This window comes from Cellulophaga baltica 18 (assembly GCF_000468615.2).
GTDB lineage: Bacteria > Bacteroidota > Bacteroidia > Flavobacteriales > Flavobacteriaceae > Cellulophaga > Cellulophaga baltica.
On record NZ_CP009976.1, the window covers coordinates 49,145 to 68,336 of the forward strand.

13 protein-coding genes are annotated in these 19,192 nt (G+C 35.6%); 7 read left to right on the forward strand and 6 right to left on the reverse strand.

Annotated features, from left to right (window positions below; all coding sequences use genetic code 11):
* Window positions 1-10: 10 nt before the first annotated feature.
* From M666_RS00160 to M666_RS00170, 3 genes are all read right to left on the reverse strand, one after another.
* Complete coding sequence (locus tag M666_RS00160) at window positions 11-3,529, reverse strand: VCBS repeat-containing protein (RefSeq protein WP_029445455.1); 3,519 nt, start codon at window positions 3,527-3,529, stop codon at window positions 11-13.
* A gap of 133 nt (window positions 3,530-3,662) precedes the next feature.
* Complete coding sequence (locus tag M666_RS00165) at window positions 3,663-5,222, reverse strand: RagB/SusD family nutrient uptake outer membrane protein (RefSeq protein ID WP_029445454.1); 1,560 nt, start codon at window positions 5,220-5,222, stop codon at window positions 3,663-3,665.
* Between the two features lie 16 nt (window positions 5,223-5,238).
* Window positions 5,239-8,310, reverse strand: a complete 3,072-nt coding sequence (locus M666_RS00170) for a SusC/RagA family TonB-linked outer membrane protein (protein WP_226989942.1) — start codon at window positions 8,308-8,310, stop codon at window positions 5,239-5,241.
* Window positions 8,311-8,547: 237 nt separating this feature from the next.
* On the opposite strand from M666_RS00170, the gene M666_RS00175 reads away from it, so the two are divergent.
* Entirely contained in the window at window positions 8,548-9,879 is a 1,332-nt protein-coding gene (locus tag M666_RS00175; RefSeq protein ID WP_029445453.1) for a sugar MFS transporter, read from the forward strand.
* Here M666_RS00175 and M666_RS00180 read toward each other — a convergent pair.
* Window positions 9,876-10,577 (reverse strand): NUDIX hydrolase, encoded by a 702-nt coding sequence (locus M666_RS00180; RefSeq protein ID WP_029664859.1) that lies wholly within the window; start codon window positions 10,575-10,577, stop codon window positions 9,876-9,878. The genes M666_RS00175 and M666_RS00180 overlap by 4 nt on opposite strands.
* Window positions 10,578-10,650: 73 nt before the next feature.
* Between M666_RS00180 and galK the strand changes: the two genes are divergently transcribed.
* The 6 genes from galK to M666_RS00210 all read left to right on the forward strand — a co-directional run bounded on the left by galK (window position 10,651) and on the right by M666_RS00210 (window position 16,084).
* A complete protein-coding gene (gene galK, locus M666_RS00185; RefSeq protein ID WP_029445452.1) occupies window positions 10,651-11,781 on the forward strand; it encodes a galactokinase in 1,131 nt (376 codons plus the stop codon).
* Window positions 11,782-11,783: 2 nt separating this feature from the next.
* On the forward strand, window positions 11,784-12,824 hold the full coding sequence (locus tag M666_RS00190) for a UDP-glucose--hexose-1-phosphate uridylyltransferase (RefSeq protein WP_024479522.1): 1,041 nt from the start codon (window positions 11,784-11,786) through the stop codon (window positions 12,822-12,824).
* An 18-nt stretch (window positions 12,825-12,842) separates the two neighbouring features.
* On the forward strand, window positions 12,843-13,865 hold the full coding sequence (locus tag M666_RS00195) for a LacI family DNA-binding transcriptional regulator (RefSeq protein ID WP_029445451.1): 1,023 nt from the start codon (window positions 12,843-12,845) through the stop codon (window positions 13,863-13,865).
* Window positions 13,866-14,004: 139 nt separating this feature from the next.
* Window positions 14,005-14,562 carry a YeeE/YedE family protein gene (locus M666_RS00200; RefSeq protein WP_029445450.1) on the forward strand — a complete coding sequence of 186 codons (558 nt, stop codon included), beginning with the start codon at window positions 14,005-14,007 and terminating at the stop codon, window positions 14,560-14,562.
* Window position 14,563: 1 nt separating this feature from the next.
* Window positions 14,564-14,977, forward strand: a complete 414-nt coding sequence (locus M666_RS00205) for a DUF6691 family protein (RefSeq protein WP_025614138.1) — start codon at window positions 14,564-14,566, stop codon at window positions 14,975-14,977.
* 54 nt (window positions 14,978-15,031) lie between these two features.
* On the forward strand, window positions 15,032-16,084 hold the full coding sequence (locus M666_RS00210) for a Gfo/Idh/MocA family oxidoreductase (protein WP_029445449.1): 1,053 nt from the start codon (window positions 15,032-15,034) through the stop codon (window positions 16,082-16,084).
* On the opposite strand, the gene M666_RS00215 is transcribed toward M666_RS00210, so the two are convergent.
* Together M666_RS00215 and bglX are read right to left on the reverse strand one after the other, a co-directional pair.
* Window positions 16,081-16,848 carry a glycoside hydrolase family 16 protein gene (locus M666_RS00215; protein ID WP_029445448.1) on the reverse strand — a complete coding sequence of 256 codons (768 nt, stop codon included), beginning with the start codon at window positions 16,846-16,848 and terminating at the stop codon, window positions 16,081-16,083. The two genes, M666_RS00210 and M666_RS00215, sit on opposite strands and share 4 nt — an antisense overlap.
* A gap of 7 nt (window positions 16,849-16,855) precedes the next feature.
* Entirely contained in the window at window positions 16,856-19,120 is a 2,265-nt protein-coding gene (gene bglX, locus M666_RS00220; RefSeq protein WP_029445447.1) for a beta-glucosidase BglX, read from the reverse strand.
* Window positions 19,121-19,192 lie beyond the last annotated feature (72 nt).

A 19,192-nucleotide genomic window follows, 5' to 3' on the forward strand; every position in this document is an offset into this window, starting at 1 on the left:
TTAAAAGAACTTATTCATTTTGAGAATAAGTTCTTTCTAAACTTCCGTTTTCGTTGTAGAATTCTATCTTAGTTACCATCGCAGCATTCCAAAGAACTATTTGCGATGATTGTGAAAGATACCCAGAACCCAAATAATTTTCTTGCTTTTCTATTTTACCGTTTTTCTTATAAATTAACGCGTACTGTTCCCCTCTTTTAAAATCAATGTATTGATTGTTTAAACTATCTGTAAGAGCAAATACTAGGGTTTTACCTGCACTACTCGTAGCCACCCAACTCATACGATCTTCAATTTTCACTAACGATAACGCTTTGGCGTCACTGTCTACCACAAAATTTGTAGTGTTCAAGGTTTCACTAGAAAAACCTCCTTTACCATTTCCAAGTAACACCATACCCTTACCAGCATCATATCTTCCCGAAATTACTTCCGTTTCATAATAATTACCAACTCCCAAAACATCAAGATTTCCGTCCTGGTTTATATCAAAAACCTGTACTCCAAATAATGGTGCAAACTGCGCTTCAATAGGTAAGGACGTGACCTTAAAATTTCCATCCCCTAAATTCTCAAGATAGCTAGAATTGGTGTAATTGGCTTCAAAAACAGCCATACCCGTAGTATCTAAAACCACTAGAAAATCTTTAACACTTGCATTGGCATACGTACTATAAGACGGAAAAGTTTTATACAATTGCCGTAGTTGCCCACCCAAGGCTCCTCTTGGAGCAATGGGGACCTCAACATCTTGAATATATCTGGTTATTATAGGATCCATGCTATTATTCTGATCAAAATCTTTAGCATACATACGCAAAGGTTGCTCTTTGCTTGCTTTATATGCGGTATTGGTTCCTAAATTACCTGCAATGTAATCAATGTCTCCATCGCTATCAAAATCTGCCCCTGTGATGCTATTCCACATTCCAGAGTACTTATTTAATGTAGTATTCGTTACCTTTTCAAAACTTCCTGCTGTATTTTTATAAATTACAAGCGGCATCCATTCCCCTGCCAATAGTAAATCTAAATCATTGTCATTGTCATAGTCGCTCCATAAAGCAGCTCTCACCATACCTATATTTTGTAATCCGGGTGCTTTATGACTCACGTCTGTAAATTTACCTCCATTATTTTCTAACAAATAACTCCTAGGACTTGTAGGAAAGCTATCTGGTTCAACCGCCCCACCTACAAACACATCTAAATCGCCATCCTGATCAAAATCTGATGCAACCACACAAGAACCACTCGCCTTTAATATAGGTAACGCTTCCTTATCTAAAACAAAGTTTCCCTGGCCATCATTCGTGTAAATTCTATCTTGATAGTGGCCTTTATCATAATACTTAACAGAGCTCCCGCCACTGACTACATAAAGATCTAAATCGCCATCTTGATCTACATCAAAAAACAGTGCTCCTAAATCTTCGTACTTTTCAGAATCGGCCAATTCTTGCGTATTAAATTTCCCCTCTTTCTGAATCAAAAAAGCTCCCTTTTGGTTTCGCGCACCACCAATATACACATCATCAGTACCATCGCCATTTATATCTCCTACAGCTATTCCTGGTCCAAAATAGTCATTTAAGTGTAAGAGCAGCGGTTCATGCCTAAAGTCATTTGCTTCATTCTCTATATGCGTATGCTCAAAATTTAAAGCATCACTAATTTCTGATACCAAGAAATTTTTAGACGGCAATGCGGGAAAATTAAGCGGCTCATTTTTTCCCTTTACTATGGTATACAAGGTATCTACTCGTAAGCTCCCTAATTTCTCGAAAGTGCCCCCAGGCCATTTAATATGCAAAGAATCAATCTTTGAAATAGTACCCACACCAATAGTAGCTTTTAACGATGATGTACTTAAATACCCTCGTACAGGTGTAATTTCTTGATGAATCTTTGTATCGTTAGGCATAAAAAGGGTTAGCTGCGCTCCTACGGCATCAATATTTCCTTTATCTGCTTTTAGCTGTAGTTGCAGATAATGATTCTTATTTAGCTGCCTGCTATTATTTTTATATACTAACGGAGTAGCATTAATGGTGTTCATCACAAGATCTAAATCGCCATCATTATCAAAATCGGCATAAGCAGAACCATTAGAAAGTGAAGCTTGATTCATTCCCCAGTCTACTGTACTATTTGTAAAACTTAGATTGCCATTATTTTGAAACATATAATTAGGCAAGTAAACACTTTTTAAATTTTTGAGTTTTTTTAGTAAATCTTCTTTTGATAACTTCCCGGTACCTTTGACAAAGACGGTAGACTGACTTGAATATTCTTGAAAATCATGATCGGTAATATCCCGCATAAAACCATTGGTAATGTATACATCTTTTTGTCCGTCATTATCAAAATCAGCAAATAAGGGAGACCAACTCCAGTCTGTTTCATATACACCCGCCAAACGTCCTACTTCACTAAATACAGGATGGTTATTAGCGCCTTGTCCTCTATTTAATTGTAAGGCATTTCTAATAAACTGAGGCGAGAAATCATTTTTTAAAACATCTTTATAATGTTCATGATTCATGTTAGAGGTCATTGTTTTTTTCCGGAGATTACTTTCTGGAAGCATATCTAGTGTTATAAAATCTATAAGGTCATCATTGTTAATATCGGCAGCATCAATACCCATACTATTTCTACTTGTTTGTTTAAAGTACTCTTTTGCTTTGTTCGTGAAGGTCCCATCTTGATTGTTTACATACAGAATATCATCCGCAATAAAATCATTCGTAATATAGAGATCTAACCACCCATCTTGATTGATATCTGTAACCGATAATCCAAGACCATATCCTTCAATAGTTACCCCTGCTTTTGTAGAAATATTTTGGTATTTTGGATGTCCATTTTCAATTCCTATATTTTCATATAGCCGATCTGTACTTGGGCCCGTACCATCTGTAAGCGTGTAAATTTTATCAATATTTGTGGTAGGTTCATTAGCATGTGTCAAGAGGTACATATCTAAATCACCATCATTATCCATATCAAAAAATGCGGCTTGAGTAGAATGACCGTTATCATCGATGCCATATTCCGCTGCCATTTCCGTAAATGTAAGGTCGCCATTGTTTACAAATAATTTATTCTTTCGCTTTGCACCTTCTGCATGACCCGCAACGCTTAAATACACATCTTGCCAACCATCTTGGTTGATATCGATAATGGAAACTCCCATGACCCATGAGTTGGTTTCTAGACCCGCTTTTTGAGTGTGGTCTTCAAATTTAAAACTGCCTTTATTGATGTACAATTTAGAGGATACCATGTTTCCCGAAAAGAAAATATCTTCTAATCCGTCATTATTAAAATCGGCCACACCTACACCTCCGCCATTGTACATGTATGGGAAATTAAAATAGTGTAAGGTATCTAATTCTTGAATTTTATTGACAAATTGAATGCCAGAGTCCTTTGCTTCAATTAATTCAAATTGTGTTACTTCTGTAGTACAAGAATATAAAACAGTTCCTATTCCGATTAAAAGAAAAAGCTTTTTAATCCACATAGATTAGATTGGTTTTAGGTTGATAAACGCTTCGTGAAAAACGAAGAGGGACTATAAAAATAGTCCCTCTTTATTGAATAAAAAATATTCTCCTGTGTTCTTTAGAAATGAACGCAGTTATAAAACAGACAAATTAGTATCCAGGATTATGTTTGAAATTAGGATTTGCATCAATTTCATTCTGAGGAATATCAATATATTCTTTCCCTGGCTTGTAAGAGGATGTTCCACCACTTTCCGATTTAAATTCTGGATTAGCAACAATACGAGATTGCACTTTATCCCATCGTAATAAATCAAAATAACGTGTTCTTTCTAAACTAAGTTCTTTTACTCTTTCATCTTCAATATCTTGCATGGTAATGCTTGTAAATGCGGGCATGTCTACTCTAGCTCTCACTTCATTAATTGCATCTAACGCAGCCTGTGAAGAACCGTTTAAATTAAATTCTGCTTCTGCAAACATTAAAAGAATATCAGAATAACGTAATAATCTTAAGTTGTTACCAGATTGATGCCATCCATTATCTTGAGAGCCCGTATATTCTCCAAACGCTATATCTAACCATTTGTTTCCCCAAACACCATCTTCACCTGGGTATACATCTTGGTAACTTTTATCTCCATAAGTGACAGATTTTAACTCTTTACCTTCATAATTAGTAACCTCATCGGTATCAAAAAATAATGTTGTAAAAGCTCTAGGATCTATTTCATCATTCACCGTACGCTCGTCTAAAAATAAATCTAATACCCACTGATTAATACGCATCCCATCTTGACCTGTAAATCCTTTTGGCGCAATATCTGGATGAAAGGCTGCACCTTTACCAGCACCAGGAGCATCACCACCCCAACCTTGGCTACCGTCATTCACTAATTGAATTTCAAATAATGATTCTTTATTATTTTCAGAAGCTTCCGTAAAGTTAGCTGCATAATCTGCCATCAACTCATAACGACCATCCATAATTTTTAAAAATTCTGTTTTAGCTTCTGAATCTTTTCCTTGGTATAAATATACTTTCCCCAACAAACCTATTGCTGCACCAGCAGTAACTCTACCAGTATATTGCGTAGGCCAAGAATCTGGCAACAGTTCTTCTGCATTCATTAAATCTGACTCTATTTGTGCCCAAACTTTTGCAGGATCTTCTTGCAATAAGCTTTTTGGGTTTTCTAAGTCACTAATTGGAGTGGTAATCAATGGCACATTTTTCCAATTATTTAATAAATTAAAATAGTTAAATGCTCTGATGAAGTACGCTTCCCCTAAGATACTATTCTTGGTTTCTCCATTCATTTCAATTTCCGGAACATTGGCCAATACTTCATTTGCTCTAGTTATTCCTTGAAACATAGTACTCCATACCCAAAAGGCACCATTTGATGTTGACACCCCATTAAAGGAACCTGCAGCGGTACGCTCCGATGTTCCAAAAGCATTGACCACATCATCTCTATAATCCGATAAGAAGATTTCAAAACGACTGTAATACCATATGTGTGTAAATGGGCTATAGGCGCCCACAATACCTTTAACAGCATCTTCTTCTGTATTCCAAAATGAATCAGGAGTTACAGCATTTGGATTTTCAGTATCTAAAATTTCATTCTTTCTACAGCCATATAGTACCGCTGCTAATACAAACAGTGATACATACAAGCTTGCTTTTATATTTCTTTTTTTCATGTTCTTAATTTTATGATTAAAATGATGCTTGTATACCTAATTGAAATGATCTTGCTGTTGGGTAAGCACCTTCATCTACTCCAGAGCTGAAGATTCTTCTAGAACCTCCTCTAGAATTTCTACCTACTTCTGGATAATATCCTGTATAGTCTGTGATGGTAAATAAATTACTAGCAGAAACATACAATCTAAGCTTAGACAAGCCTACAGAGTTAATGACATCTTCAGGAAGTTTGAAACCTAGTTGTACATTACGTAATCTAATATAGTCTCCTTTTTCTAAGTAAAAATCTGACATACGTCTGTTAAATCCAGGATCTAATAAGGTATTTCTAGGAATATTAGTTGCTGTATTTTGAGGAGTCCAAGCATTCAATGCAGCTGCTAAATAATTCCCTTCCGTATCAAAATAACCACGATATAAATTGGAGTTCAATATTTTATTGCCTGCAACGCCATTAAAGAATAAGTTAATATCAAACCCTTTGTAATCTGCTGAAATATTAATTCCGTAATTTAAATCTGGAGAAGGATTTCCTAGAAATTGTTGGTCTTCCGTATCTATCTGACCATCTTCATTTAAATCTTTAAAACGAATATCTCCTGCTTGTGGGCTAAAAGAATCATTAGCTGCTGCAGCTTCCGCATCTGTTTGATAGATACCATCTGTTACATAGCCAAAGAAAGAAGAAACAGGTTGCCCAACATCAGTTTTTGTACCCTTTAAGCCGTTTGAAGTAAACTGTCCTTCTATAATTGGTGTTGCATCACCCAAAGTGGTTACTTCATTATTTAAAATTGTAAAGTTTCCGCTTATATTAAAGTTTAACTCCCCAACATTATCAGAATAGTTTGCTAAAAATTCAAAACCTTTGTTCGTAATACTTGCGGTATTGAATGGCACTCTATTACCAAACCCAGTATATAATGGTAAAGCAAGTTCTACTAATACATCTTCAGACTTCTTATTAAAATAATCCATCGTAAAACGCAACTTATTATTGAACGTAGCAAATTCTAAACCTATATCTGTAGTTTTACTGGTTTCCCAAGTAATATCATCATTTACACCTTTGGTAATAGAATATCCTGTTTGCCTTTCTTGATCCGTACCTAAAGGATATTCACTGTTTAAGTTCAATTCTGGACTAATGGCATAGATAGAAACGTTATCTGAACCCACCTCTCCGTAACTAGCTCTTATTTTTAGGTTAGAAATAGCCGTTACATCTTCCATAAACTTTTCATTACTAATATTCCATCCAACGGCTACAGAAGGAAAAGTACCCCAACGTAAACCATCTTTAAATAATGAGGACCCATCACGACGTACAGTAGCGGTTAACAAATACCTACTATCATAGGTATAACTAACTCTACCAAAATAAGAACGAATTGCTTTTGTTAAATCTAATGATGGCATTTCTGCTCTATCTTCTGCTGCAGAAGCTACACGAATATCATTTGAAGGAAAGCCTCTGGCTACAACCCCTAAAGATCGTGTATTAGAAACTTGGTCTGTATACCCTACAACAGCGTTTACATTGCTCTTGCCTATAAGTTTATTATACGCTAAGGTATGCTCTATTAAAGAAGAAATAAAATTATTATTTGTTTCTCTCAATTCTGCAAATTGCTGATTTCCTACCGTACCTGCATTTAAGAAGTAGGTTGGTGTAAATCTATAATTATTGGTGAATGATGCATCTAAACCTAAATTCAATTTATACGTTAAACCATCAAAAATTTCATAAGAAGCAGCTATACTTCCTAAAATAGAATTACTGGTAACTGTTCTGTCTTCTAAGCTTGCAAGCGCTAAAGAGTTACTTATATTTCCTATTCCGTAATAAGAAGATAAGGTAGGAGCCCCAGCTACATCCGGAATATCAGAAGCACTAAAATCTCCGTTAGCATCATAAATATTTATCGTAGGAATAAGATCTCTCTCTTTATTAAAATAGGTATTAGGATTGTCAATAGACCTTGTTAACCCAATCGTGTTCTCTAATTTAAACTTTCCGAAATTAAGAGTTGCATTAGACCTTACCGTTGTTCTTGTATAATCTGACTCCTTAATAATACCTTCTTGCTCTAGGTGATTTAAAGAAAGACTAAATCTTACATTTTCACTACCTCCATAAATTCTTGCATTCGCATTTAAAATAGGTGCCGTTCTTAAATTTGCCTCTTGAATATCACTATCGATATTAGGATTGAATTGCGTATCGTTTGCTGGGAATCTAGGATTACCATCATTATCTCTTGCTCTATTTACAATATCGGCATATTGTCTTGCATTAGCCCAGTCTAATTTATTAACGGACTGCTGAAACCCATAACTATAATCTAAATCTACCCCAACTTTACCTATTGCCCCTTTTTTAGTGGTAATAAGAATAACCCCATTGGCTGCTCTTGAACCATAAATTGCAGCAGCAGAAGCATCTTTTAATACAGAAATAGTTGCAATATCTGCAGGGTTTAGAGAATTCATATTGTCTGTAAACATGCCATCAATCACATACAGTGGGCCTACATCTGATAAGGTGCTTGCCCCTCTAATAGTCACAATGGCATTAGCTCCAGGAGCACCACCGTTAGCTTCTACATTTACACCCGCTACTCTACCTTGTAATGCCTGAGAAGCATCGGAAAATGTATACTTATCAATATCATCTCCATCTACCTGACCAACAGAACCTGTTAAATCTGATTTTTTCTGTGTACCATAACCAACGACTACAACCTCATCTAGAGCTTGTGTATCTTCTTCTAAAGTAACCGTTAAAGTAGCTTCACTCCCAACAGACACTTCTGTTTTCTTATATCCTATATACGTAAAAACTAGAATATCTCCTGCTGTTACGGAGGTAATGGAAAAATTTCCATCAAAATCTGTTTGCGTGCCGTTGCTTGTACCTTTCACAATTACGTTAACGCCTGGTAATGGTCCTTGCCCATCTGCCACTATTCCTGTGACCGTTTTTGATTGGCCATTCATACTCATAAAAGCGAAAAAGAGAAGCAGTACACTTAAGTACCTGCTAAGACTTCGCCCTTCTTTTAACATCATTATTTCACTCATAATTTTAAGTTGTTAGTTGAATCTGCAAATTCAAAATATTAAAATGATTCTTAGGTAATAGATGATTATTATACTATAACAAATGTTTAAAAACCGTTGTAGTCCTTAGCCTACAAGGAATTGCGACGCTAAATGATTTGCGCTTTCCTAACATTTAAAAAAGCACAATATGTTTTGTATTACATTGTTTTTTGTAGCTTTAACACCAGCCAAAAAAGAGAAAAACTTACTTCTGATATGACCACAAACCAAACTGAATCAAATACCTCAAAAAATAACACGCTAGTTCCTATTGCCATTATTGCAGGGCTATTTTTCATTTTTGGGTTTGTTACCTGGATCAATGGAGCTTTAATTCCATTTATGAAAACCATTAATGAACTGACAGATACACAATCTTATTTAGTGGCTTCAGCATCTTATATTTCATTTGTGGTCATGGCATTACCCGCTTCTTATATCTTAAAAAAGATTGGGTATAAAAAAGGGATGTCTCTTGGATTGATCGTTATGGCCGTGGGCGCTTTGGTTTTTATTCCTGCAGCAGCAGCCAGAACCTATTGGATTTTCTTAGCTGGAATTTTTATACAAGGCGCAGGGATGACACTTTTACAAACGGCCTCTAACCCCTACATAACAATATTAGGTCCTATAAATAGTGCCGCTAAGCGAATTGCAATTATGGGAATTGCCAATAAAGTAGCTGGCGGATTGGGCTCTGTTATTTTTGGAGCTATCCTATTATCTGGAATAGGAGGCATTAAAGAGCAATTAGCCACCGTGGGTGCCGAAGAAAAAATAACTTTACTTAACACTATGGCAGATAGTGTGGTCATGCCGTACGTTATTATGGCCATCGTACTTTTTATATTAGGGCTACTGATTTTAAAAGCTCCTTTACCGAATGTAACTGCACAGCCTATAGAAGTTCCTAAAGTAGGTCACAAAACAAAAACGAGTATTTTTCAATTTCCACATTTGTGGTTAGGTGTGTTTGCTTTATTCTTATATGTTGGTGTAGAGGTTATCGCAGGAGACACTATTATAGCTTATGGTATAGCCTTAGATATTCCTGTAGAACGCGCTAAATTCTTTACGCTCTTTACGCTTATGGCTATGGTAGCCACTTATGGGCTTGGTGTTGCCCTCATCCCTAAAATTATCAGTCAGGCTTTTGCACTTCGTATAAGTGCTATTTTAGGTATTGTATTCTCATTATGCATTGTAAGTACCTCTGGTTTTATTTCCGTTCTTTTTGTAGCTGCTTTAGGAATTGCAAATGCTTTAGTTTGGCCTGCCATCTGGCCTTTAGCATTAACCGGATTAGGAAAATTCACAGAACGAGGTTCTGCATTATTAATCATGGCTATATCTGGAGGCGCAATCTTACCTTTACTATACGGATCATTAGTAGATAATAAAAAAGAAACCTATATAGCCTCTGCTATCACCGAAGCTTCTGCTACTGCTCAAGCAGCAACCTTTGGTTACTGGATATTGGTTCCTTGTTATTTATTTATTCTCTATTATGCTTTTTGGGGCCATAAAACAGGGAGTAAGAAAAATTAAATTTTGAATAGTGAAAAGCTAAAACCTTTATTTTTTAGCTTTCTATATTTGGTATAATCAAACTCATATAAAAAAGCTCCTTTTTTAGAGCCCGATTTATCTTTTTCCTTTAATTGTATAAGAATATTGAGCGAAAGAAGTTTTTTTCTAAAGTTTCTGGTATCCATTTTCTTCTGAAATAACTCTTCATACAAGCGTTGTAATTGCGGAATAGTAAACTTTTTTGGTAACAATTCTAATCCGATAGGATAAAATTGAGCAACATTTCTTAAGCGATGCAAAGCATCTTTCACCATTATATTATGGTCTAAAACTAGATCTGGTAGTTTTGAAACCTCAAACCATTTGGCTCCATATTGTGCGGCTAAATTGGTATTCTTTTCCGTTAATCGTATTAAAGCATATTGCCCTATAGAAATACAACGAGCACCGGGATCTCTTTCTACTTCAGAATAGGTTTTTAGTTCTTCCATAAAAATATCATCCAAGCCTGTAAATTCTTGAAGCACTCTCTTGCCCGCAGCTTCTGCAGACTCGTTGGCTAAAACAAAACTGCCTATCAATGACCACATACCTTTTAAAGGCTCCAATTGCCTATTAAAGACTAATAATTTTAGTTCTCCATCATCAAAACCAAAAATTATACAATCTACCGCTACATATAATTTAGACGCTACAGCGTATCTACTCTCTTCCAAATGAATTCTTTTTAATCAAATATAATAAATGTAATAATTACATTTATTATATTTGTGCTTCTAATTATGACTTATGAGCTTTTTTATCAATTTTACTCCGGACTTAGTTGTTGAATCGCCAGGCCGTATCAACTTAATAGGCGAACACACAGATTACAACCTTGGCTTTGTATTGCCCACAGCAATTGATAAAAAAATCACGCTGAAATTACGAAAAAATAACAGCTCTAATTGCAATGTGTATAGTTTAGATAATGAAAAATCAGTTACTTTTTCATTAGACAAAATTGAACCTAGCAAACAAAGCTGGGAAAATTACATTTTAGGCGTTTTACATGAAATACAATTACTCACCGATAAACTTAGCGGTTTTGATTGCGTTTTAAACAGTTCGTTGCCTATTGGTTCTGGCTTAAGTTCTTCTGCTGCTTTAGAATGCGGCTTAGCTTTTGGTCTTAATGAATTGTTTGATTTGGGACTATCAAAATCTCAAATTGTAAATTTATCGCGTGCTGCAGAACATAATTACGTAGGCACCAAATGTGGCATTATGGATCAATATGCTTCTGTAATGAGTAAGTCTGGATACGTCATTAAATTAGATTGCAGAAGTTTAGCATCAGAATACATCCCTCTAAATTTGGGAGATTATAAATTACTTCTATTAAATACAAACATCTCCCATAGTTTGGCAGATAGTGAATACAATACAAGGCTACAGGAATGTCTTACGGGTGTAGAAGCGATGAAGACCTTATACCCATACGTGGCATCTTTAAGAGATGCAGATCAAGAGATGTTGACTGCCGTAAAAGACACCATTAGTACCACTGTTTTTAATCGATGTAACTATATTATAGAAGAAAATGACCGGGTTTTGAAAGCCTCCGAAGCCCTTACCCAAGGAGATTTAACCTCTTTTGGAGTATTGATGTACGGGTCTCACGACGGCCTTCAGCATAAATACGAGGTGAGCTGTCCTGAATTAGATTTTATGGTTGAATATTCTCGTACTAAAGAATTTATACTTGGCTCGAGAATGATGGGAGGTGGTTTTGGTGGTTGTACCATCAATTTAATTCATAAAGATGCCATTGAAAATTATATCACTGAAGTGGCTATCGCTTACAAAACAAAATTTAATATTGAATTAGACGCATACATTGCCATGCCAGATCATGGAACTATGCTTAAAACATTATAATTATGGATACAGTTTTTAACGAAAACCCACATAGAAGATACAATATATTAACCGGAGAATGGGTATTAGTTTCTCCGCACAGAACAAAACGACCGTGGCAAGGGAAAGTTGAAAAGCCTTTTATTCCTTTGACAGCAACTTATGATAAAAGTTGCTACCTCTGCCCTACCAACACTAGGATGGGTGGCGGTAAAAATCCTGATTATACTACGGCATATTCTTTCGTTAATGATTTTTCTGCATTACTATCAGATACTCCTTCTGGAAGCGTAGATGAAAATTTATTACAAGCTAAATCTGAAAGAGGATTATGTAAAGTGGTTTGTTTTTCTCCAAATCACTCTTTGACTTTACCTTTAATGGAAGAACAGGACATTGAAGCTGTAATTAGTCTTTGGCAAAAAGAGTACAAAGAACTCGGCGAATTACCTTATGTTAATCACGTACAAATATTTGAAAATAAAGGAGATACTATGGGCTGCAGCAATCCACATCCGCATGGGCAGATATGGGCGCAAGAGTCAATTCCTCAAGAAATTGCGAAAAAATCAAAAAATCTAGGGGATTATTGGAACAAAAACAAAAAAAGTTTACTTTTATCTTATATTGAGCAAGAATTAAAACTTAAAGAGCGTATTGTAATTGAAAATGAGCACTTTGTAGCCTTGGTTCCATTTTGGGCAATTTGGCCTTATGAAACTATGATAGTTCCAAAAAGACATCTTCAAAATATCACTTTAATGACGGAGGTAGAAAAAACAGATTTTGCTAAAACTGTTAAAGAACTCACCATTAAATACGATAATCTTTTTAGCACAAGTTTTCCATATTCTGCAGGAATACATCAAGCACCAACAGATCAAAAAAATAACGACGAATGGCATTTTCATATGTCATTTTACCCGCCATTATTAAGGTCTGCCACCGTGAAAAAATTTATGGTTGGGTATGAAATGTTTGCTGATGCTCAAAGAGACATTACCGCTGAGCAAGCGGCTCAAAGTTTAAGAGAATTAGGTAATGTACACTATAGTAAGCTTTAACTAATTTGTAAATATGATATGAGTAAAAAAATAACCCTAAAAGAATTAGCACTCATATCTGAATTCTCTGTTTCTACCATTTCTAAAGCACTATCTGATAATCGAGAAATAAGTACCAAAACAAAGAAAAAAATAAAAGCCCTTGCCAAGCAGTATAACTACCGCCCTAATGCAACGGCGAGAAGCCTTAAGTCTCAAAAGACAAAAACTATTGGCGTTATCATTCCAAATATTTTGGCACATTATTTCGCTAAAGTATTACTAGGAATTGAAAAAGAAGTGTCTAAAAAAGGGTACAGTATTATAACATGTATTTCTGATGAATCCTATGAAAAGGAAACCAAAAGCATCGAGTTATTTAATTCTGGATGCGTAGATGGCTTTCTTATTTCTTTATCAAAAGAAACGCAGTCTAACAATTTCTACGAGGAAATAAATGATGCTATTGAACAAGGCCTGCCTGTAGTTATGTTTGATAGAACTTCTGATAAGGTTCATTGTGATAAAGTAACCATCAATGATTTTGAATCTGCTTATAATGCCACACAAATACTAATTGATTCTAATCATAAAAAGATACTTTTTGTTTCCCCTATTTCAGGCACCAACGTAGGAAACGAAAGAGAAAAAGGCTATAGACAGGCTATTGCTGAATCTTTTAAAGGAGCAATAGCTCCTGAGGTTCTAAATTTTACGGACTATCCTGAATTTACTACAACCCTTAATCAATATTTGGAAACAAACATTATTGATGGTATTGTAGCTGCCGATGAATTATCTGCTATTTACGCTATGAACCTTGCCATTTCTAAAGGCTATAAAGTTCCTGAAAACTTGGCAGTGATTGGTTTTACAGATGGGATTCTTTCCAATAACAGCAATCCGCCTTTAAGTGTGGTAGATCAACATGAAACAGAATTAGGGAAAATTGCAGCAGCCACATTAATTCAACGTATTGAATCTAACGAAACTACAGCACCCCAAACCATTGTATTACCTTCAGAATTAATTTTGAGAAAATCTACCCACTTCGCTAGTTAATTTCTTGATTTAATCAGCTTTTGAAAAAGTAATCTATAGCCCCATGCATTAAGCGTTAGTGCTATTCGTTAATTAAAACTGAATGTTCTTTAATTAGCATTCATTTTAGGTACTTTTGTAGGCTGAAAACAATATGAAAATGAATTTTTTATTAGATCCTTGGCCCTGGTATGTTGCTGGACCACTTATAGCTGTCACCATGCTTATTCTAATTCTATTTGGTAAGACTTTTGGAATGTCTTCTAACCTTAGAACCTTATGTACCATTGGTGGTGCCGGAAAATATGCCGACTTTTTCAAATTTGATTGGAAAACGCAAAAATGGAACTTAACGGTAGTTTTAGGAACCATGATAGGGGGCTTTATTGCCGCAAATCTTTTATCAAATGACAGTACTATGGCTCTTAGTGAAGCTACCATAACAGATTTACAGGCTTTAGGGTTTTCAAATATTGGAGCAACTCTATTACCTCCCGAATTATTTAGCCTAGAAAATATATTTACATTTAAAAGCTTATCCATCCTTATCATTTCAGGCTTTTTAGTAGGCTTTGGCACACGCTACGCCGGTGGTTGCACATCTGGTCATGCTATTACAGGTTTAAGCAACTTACAGCTCCCTTCTTTAGTTGCCGTGATTGGCTTTTTTGCTGGAGGCTTATTTATGATATATGTACTATTCCCAATAATTTTTTAATATGAAATTTTTAAAATTTTTATTTGTCGGTATATTCTTCGGAATAGTTTTAGTGAAATCTGAAGCTGTTTCTTGGTATAGAATCTTTGAAATGTTTAAATTTCAGTCGTTTCATATGTATGGAATTATTGGTTCTGCGGTATTAATTGGTATCATCGCTTTACAAATCATCAAAAAATACCATATAAAAAGTATTGACGGTGAAGCCATTGTCGTTCCTCAGAAAGCCAAAAATTATAAAGCTAATAGTATTGGCGGTGTTATTTTTGGATTAGGATGGGCACTGGGAGGCGCATGTCCTGGACCCATGTATATGCTTTTAGGAACTGGAGTGTTTGCTATGGTTATTGTTATTTTATCGGCCATGTTAGGCACTTTTGTCTATGGATTGATAAAAAACAAACTACCCCAATAACTAGTACACTTTTTTAGGAAAAAAATATTTTAGGTAATTCATAATTTTTTTGAAATGCAACCAATTACTACTGCCTTATGTTCTTTTGGGATGAGTGGCCTTGTTTTTCACGCCCCGTTTATAGCCGCAAATCCAAAGTTTAGCTTGTATGGTGTCTTAGAGCGAACAAAAAACTTAGCGCAAGAGAAATACCCGCTAGTAAAAACGTTTAGATCTCTCGAAGATTTACTCTCGGATGATGCTATAGAATTAGTAGTGATAAACACTCCTAATATTACCCACTATGAATTTGCTAAAAAAACTATTCTTGCTGGTAAAAACCTAATTGTTGAAAAACCATTCACTGCCACTGTTGCGGAAGCAGAAGAATTAATAGCGTTAGCAAAACAAAAAAAAGTAACGATTGCTGTTTATCATAACAGACGTTATGACAGTGATTTCCTAAGTTTAAAAGAGGTCTTAGATAGTGGTGTACTTGGCACTATCGTAGAAGCAGAATTTCATTACGATAGATATAAGCCAGAATTAAGTGAAAAAGTGCATAAGGAGGTACCTACCGGAGCCGTTGGAAGCTTATATGATTTAGGGTCGCATCTGATAGACCAAGCGCTACAATTATTTGGCACTCCTGATGCCGTGTTTGCTGATATTGCTGCGTTTAGACCAAACTCGCAAGTAGGTGATTATTTTGATTTGAAGCTCTTTTATCCAGCACACAGAATCATTCTCAAATCTAGTTATTTTGTTCGTGAACCTTTGCCTGAAAACATCTTACATGGCACAAAAGGTTCTTTTATAAAAACAAAAGCAGATGTGCAAGAGCAAGATTTACAAGCAGGAAAAATACCAAATTCTATGCATTGGGGAATAGAACCCGAAGCCGATAAAGGAATTTTACATACCGAAAAAAACGGGGTAGTAGTAAAAGAAAAAATCACCTCTTTAAAAGGTGATTATATGTTGTATTATGATGCTATCTATGATGCTATAAGAACAGACAAACCTGTTCCTGTAAGTGCAGAAGAAGGAATGGAAGTAATCCGTGTCATTGAAGCAGCACTCCAAAGTAACCTAGAGAAAAGGGTGGTACCTTTAAGATTTGATTAGTTTTTATAGACCTTAATATAGTCAATCACAAAATCTTGAGGAAATAGGTCATCATCAATATCATTTCCTCCTAAATTACCCCCTACTGCTGTATTCAAAATCACATAAAAAGGTTGATTAAATGGCCAATTTTGTGGTGTTTTGTGATCAGGCTTGTATTCAAACATCTTAGCATCATCTACAAAAAACGCAATTTTATCAGGTGACCATTCTACGGCATACGTGTGAAAACCCACTTCTATTCCTTCGATTTCTGTGGTTTTGGAATATCCATTATCTCCAAACTTTTCGTCAAAATGAAGTGTTGTAAATATGGTATTTGGTTTTCTACCAATGTATTCAAGTATATCTATCTCTCCACACAAAGGCCAACCTACTTCAGAAATATTTGAGCCTAACATCCAAAATGCTGGCCACAAACCTTTAGCCAAAGGCAACTTTGCCCTTGTTTCTATTCTTCCATATTTAAATTCTTTTTTCCCTTTTGTTGTTATCCGGGTAGAAGTATATTTTTCATCTTCCTTTTTAATATTAATATGCAAAAAACCATCTTTAAGCGTATGGTTGGTTTGTGTATAGATTTGCTTTTCATTATTACCCCAACCACATAATTCCGGACAGCCATCTCCTAATTCATAATTCCAAGCTTTCGCATCTAAAGCAGTCCCATCAAAATTTTCTTCCCATACCAATGCCCTTTTATTCGCGCAACTTTGCACAAAGAGAGACAGGCATAAAATAGTAATACGGATATAATTATTCATAAATATATTATTCTACTACCGAAAAATCTGATGTTAATTGTGTCTCAGAACTACCTCCTATAAATACGTTAAAATCTCCTGCCTCTGTTTCCCATCGGTTATTCGCCGTATAAAATTGAAGTTTCTCTTTATCAATTTTAAAAGTCACCGTTTTAGATTCATTGGGTTTTAGAGAAACCATTTTAAAATCTTTTAACTCTTTTACAGGTCTAGTTACGCTAGCAAAAAGATCTCGTATATACAACTGCGCTACTTCTTTACCCTCGTATTTCCCAGTATTTTTCAAGGTAAAAGAGACCGTAATTGACTCTTCTTCTTTCATTGTTGGTGCACTTAAGCTCAAGTTGCTATATTCAAATGTAGTATAACTCAAACCATGACCAAACGGGTATAAAGGAGCATTACTCACATCACTATAATGCGACCAAAAAACAACATCTCCTCCAGGACTTGTTGGACGTCCTGTATTTTTGTAATTGTAATAAATAGGAATTTGACCTACATTTTTAGGGAATGTCATCGGTAGTTTACCACTTGGGTTGTACGCACCATACAGTACCTCAGCAATAGCATTACCACTTTGAGTGCCTAAATGCCAAGCTTCTACTATTGTTGGGATATGTTCTTGTGCCCAATTAATTGTCAACGGTCTACCGTTCATTAATACTAAAACAATATTTTTATTTACCGCGTATACTTCTTTTAATAACTCCTCTTGTAAGCCCGGGAGATCTAAAGATGTTCTGCTACGTGCTTCTCCTGTTTGAAAGCCGTATTCTCCCAGCACCATAATTACAACATCTTTATTTTTAGCAGCCGCTACGGCCTCCTTTATTCCAGTTCTATCCGTAGTATTAATCTTCGTTTCTAAAATAAACTTGTTCTCTCCTGTTGTTAAGTTTATGCCTTTTTGATGTTCTAAAGTATTCCCTGTATACTTTTTTAAGCCTTCTAACACAGAAACTGCCGTATTATCATCGCCTGCAATTCTCCAGCTACCTAAAGGACTATTTTTATCGGCGGCTAACGGACCAATTAAAGCCATTTTTAGACCTTTCTTTTTTAAAGGAAGAAGCTGACCTTCATTCTTTAAAAGAACAATAGACTTCTTAGCAATATCTAATACTGCCGCTGTATTTTCTTTACTTCCTATTACCTCTTTTTCTCGTGAGGTATTGCAATATAAATAAGGATCATCAAAAAGACCTAATTCAAACTTAACACGCAATATTCTTTTTACCGCATCATCAATCTTAGCTATATCTACCTTACCTTCTGCTACTAATTCTTCTATATATTTTACATACACATAAGATTCCATATCCATATCAGAACCAGCATTCAGTGCCAAATTTGCTGCTTGCTTTCCGTCTTTTGCATAGCCGTGAGCAACCATTTCGTTAATAGAGCCCCAATCCGAAACCATGAAACCTTTGTAATCCCATTCCTTTTTTAATACATCGCGTTGCAAAAATGCATTTCCCGTTGCAGGAATACCATTTAACTCATTAAAAGAATTCATAAAAGTTTTTACATCTGCTTTAATTGCTGCTTGAAAAGGTGGGAAAATAATATTGTATAAGGTTGATGTCCCGACGTCTACAGTATTGTAATCTCTGCCCGATTCTGAAAAACCATAGCCTGCAAAGTGTTTTGCGGTAGCTGCAATGGTCAAGGGTGAAGCTAGATTATCACCTTGAAATCCTTTGACACGCGCGTAAGCAATCTTACTACCTAAATAGGGATCCTCACCTGCTCCTTCCATCACTCTACCCCATCGTGCATCACGAGAAATATCTACCATAGGAGCAAAAGTCCAATTAATACCACTGGCGGCGGCTTCTGATGCGGCAACTTCCGATGATTTTCTTATGGCTTCAAGATCCCAACTTGCAGCTTCTGCTAAAGGAATAGGGCTAATAGTTTTATAGCCGTGTATTACATCAAAACCTATAATTAACGGTATCCCTAACCGTGTTTCTTCTACTGCTATTTTTTGAACTTTACGAACTTCCTTAACCCCAGTAACGTTTAACATAGACCCTACCAAGCCGGTTTTAAGATGCTCGTATTTATTGGCTGCATCGCCGTCTTTAGGTACGGGACCCGTAACATTCCAGAACCCATTATATTGATTCATCTGACCAATTTTTTCTTGGAGTGTCATTATAGAAAGTAGCGAATCTACCTTCTGATCAATACTTGACTTTTTTCCTTGACTCAGGCCTAGATTGCAAAACAATCCGATACAAATAATCACTTTGAAATTCATGTGTTCTAATTTATTATAATAGTACAGTATTTTATTTAACTAAAAAAAGGAGTAATTGAGCTATGAATTCTC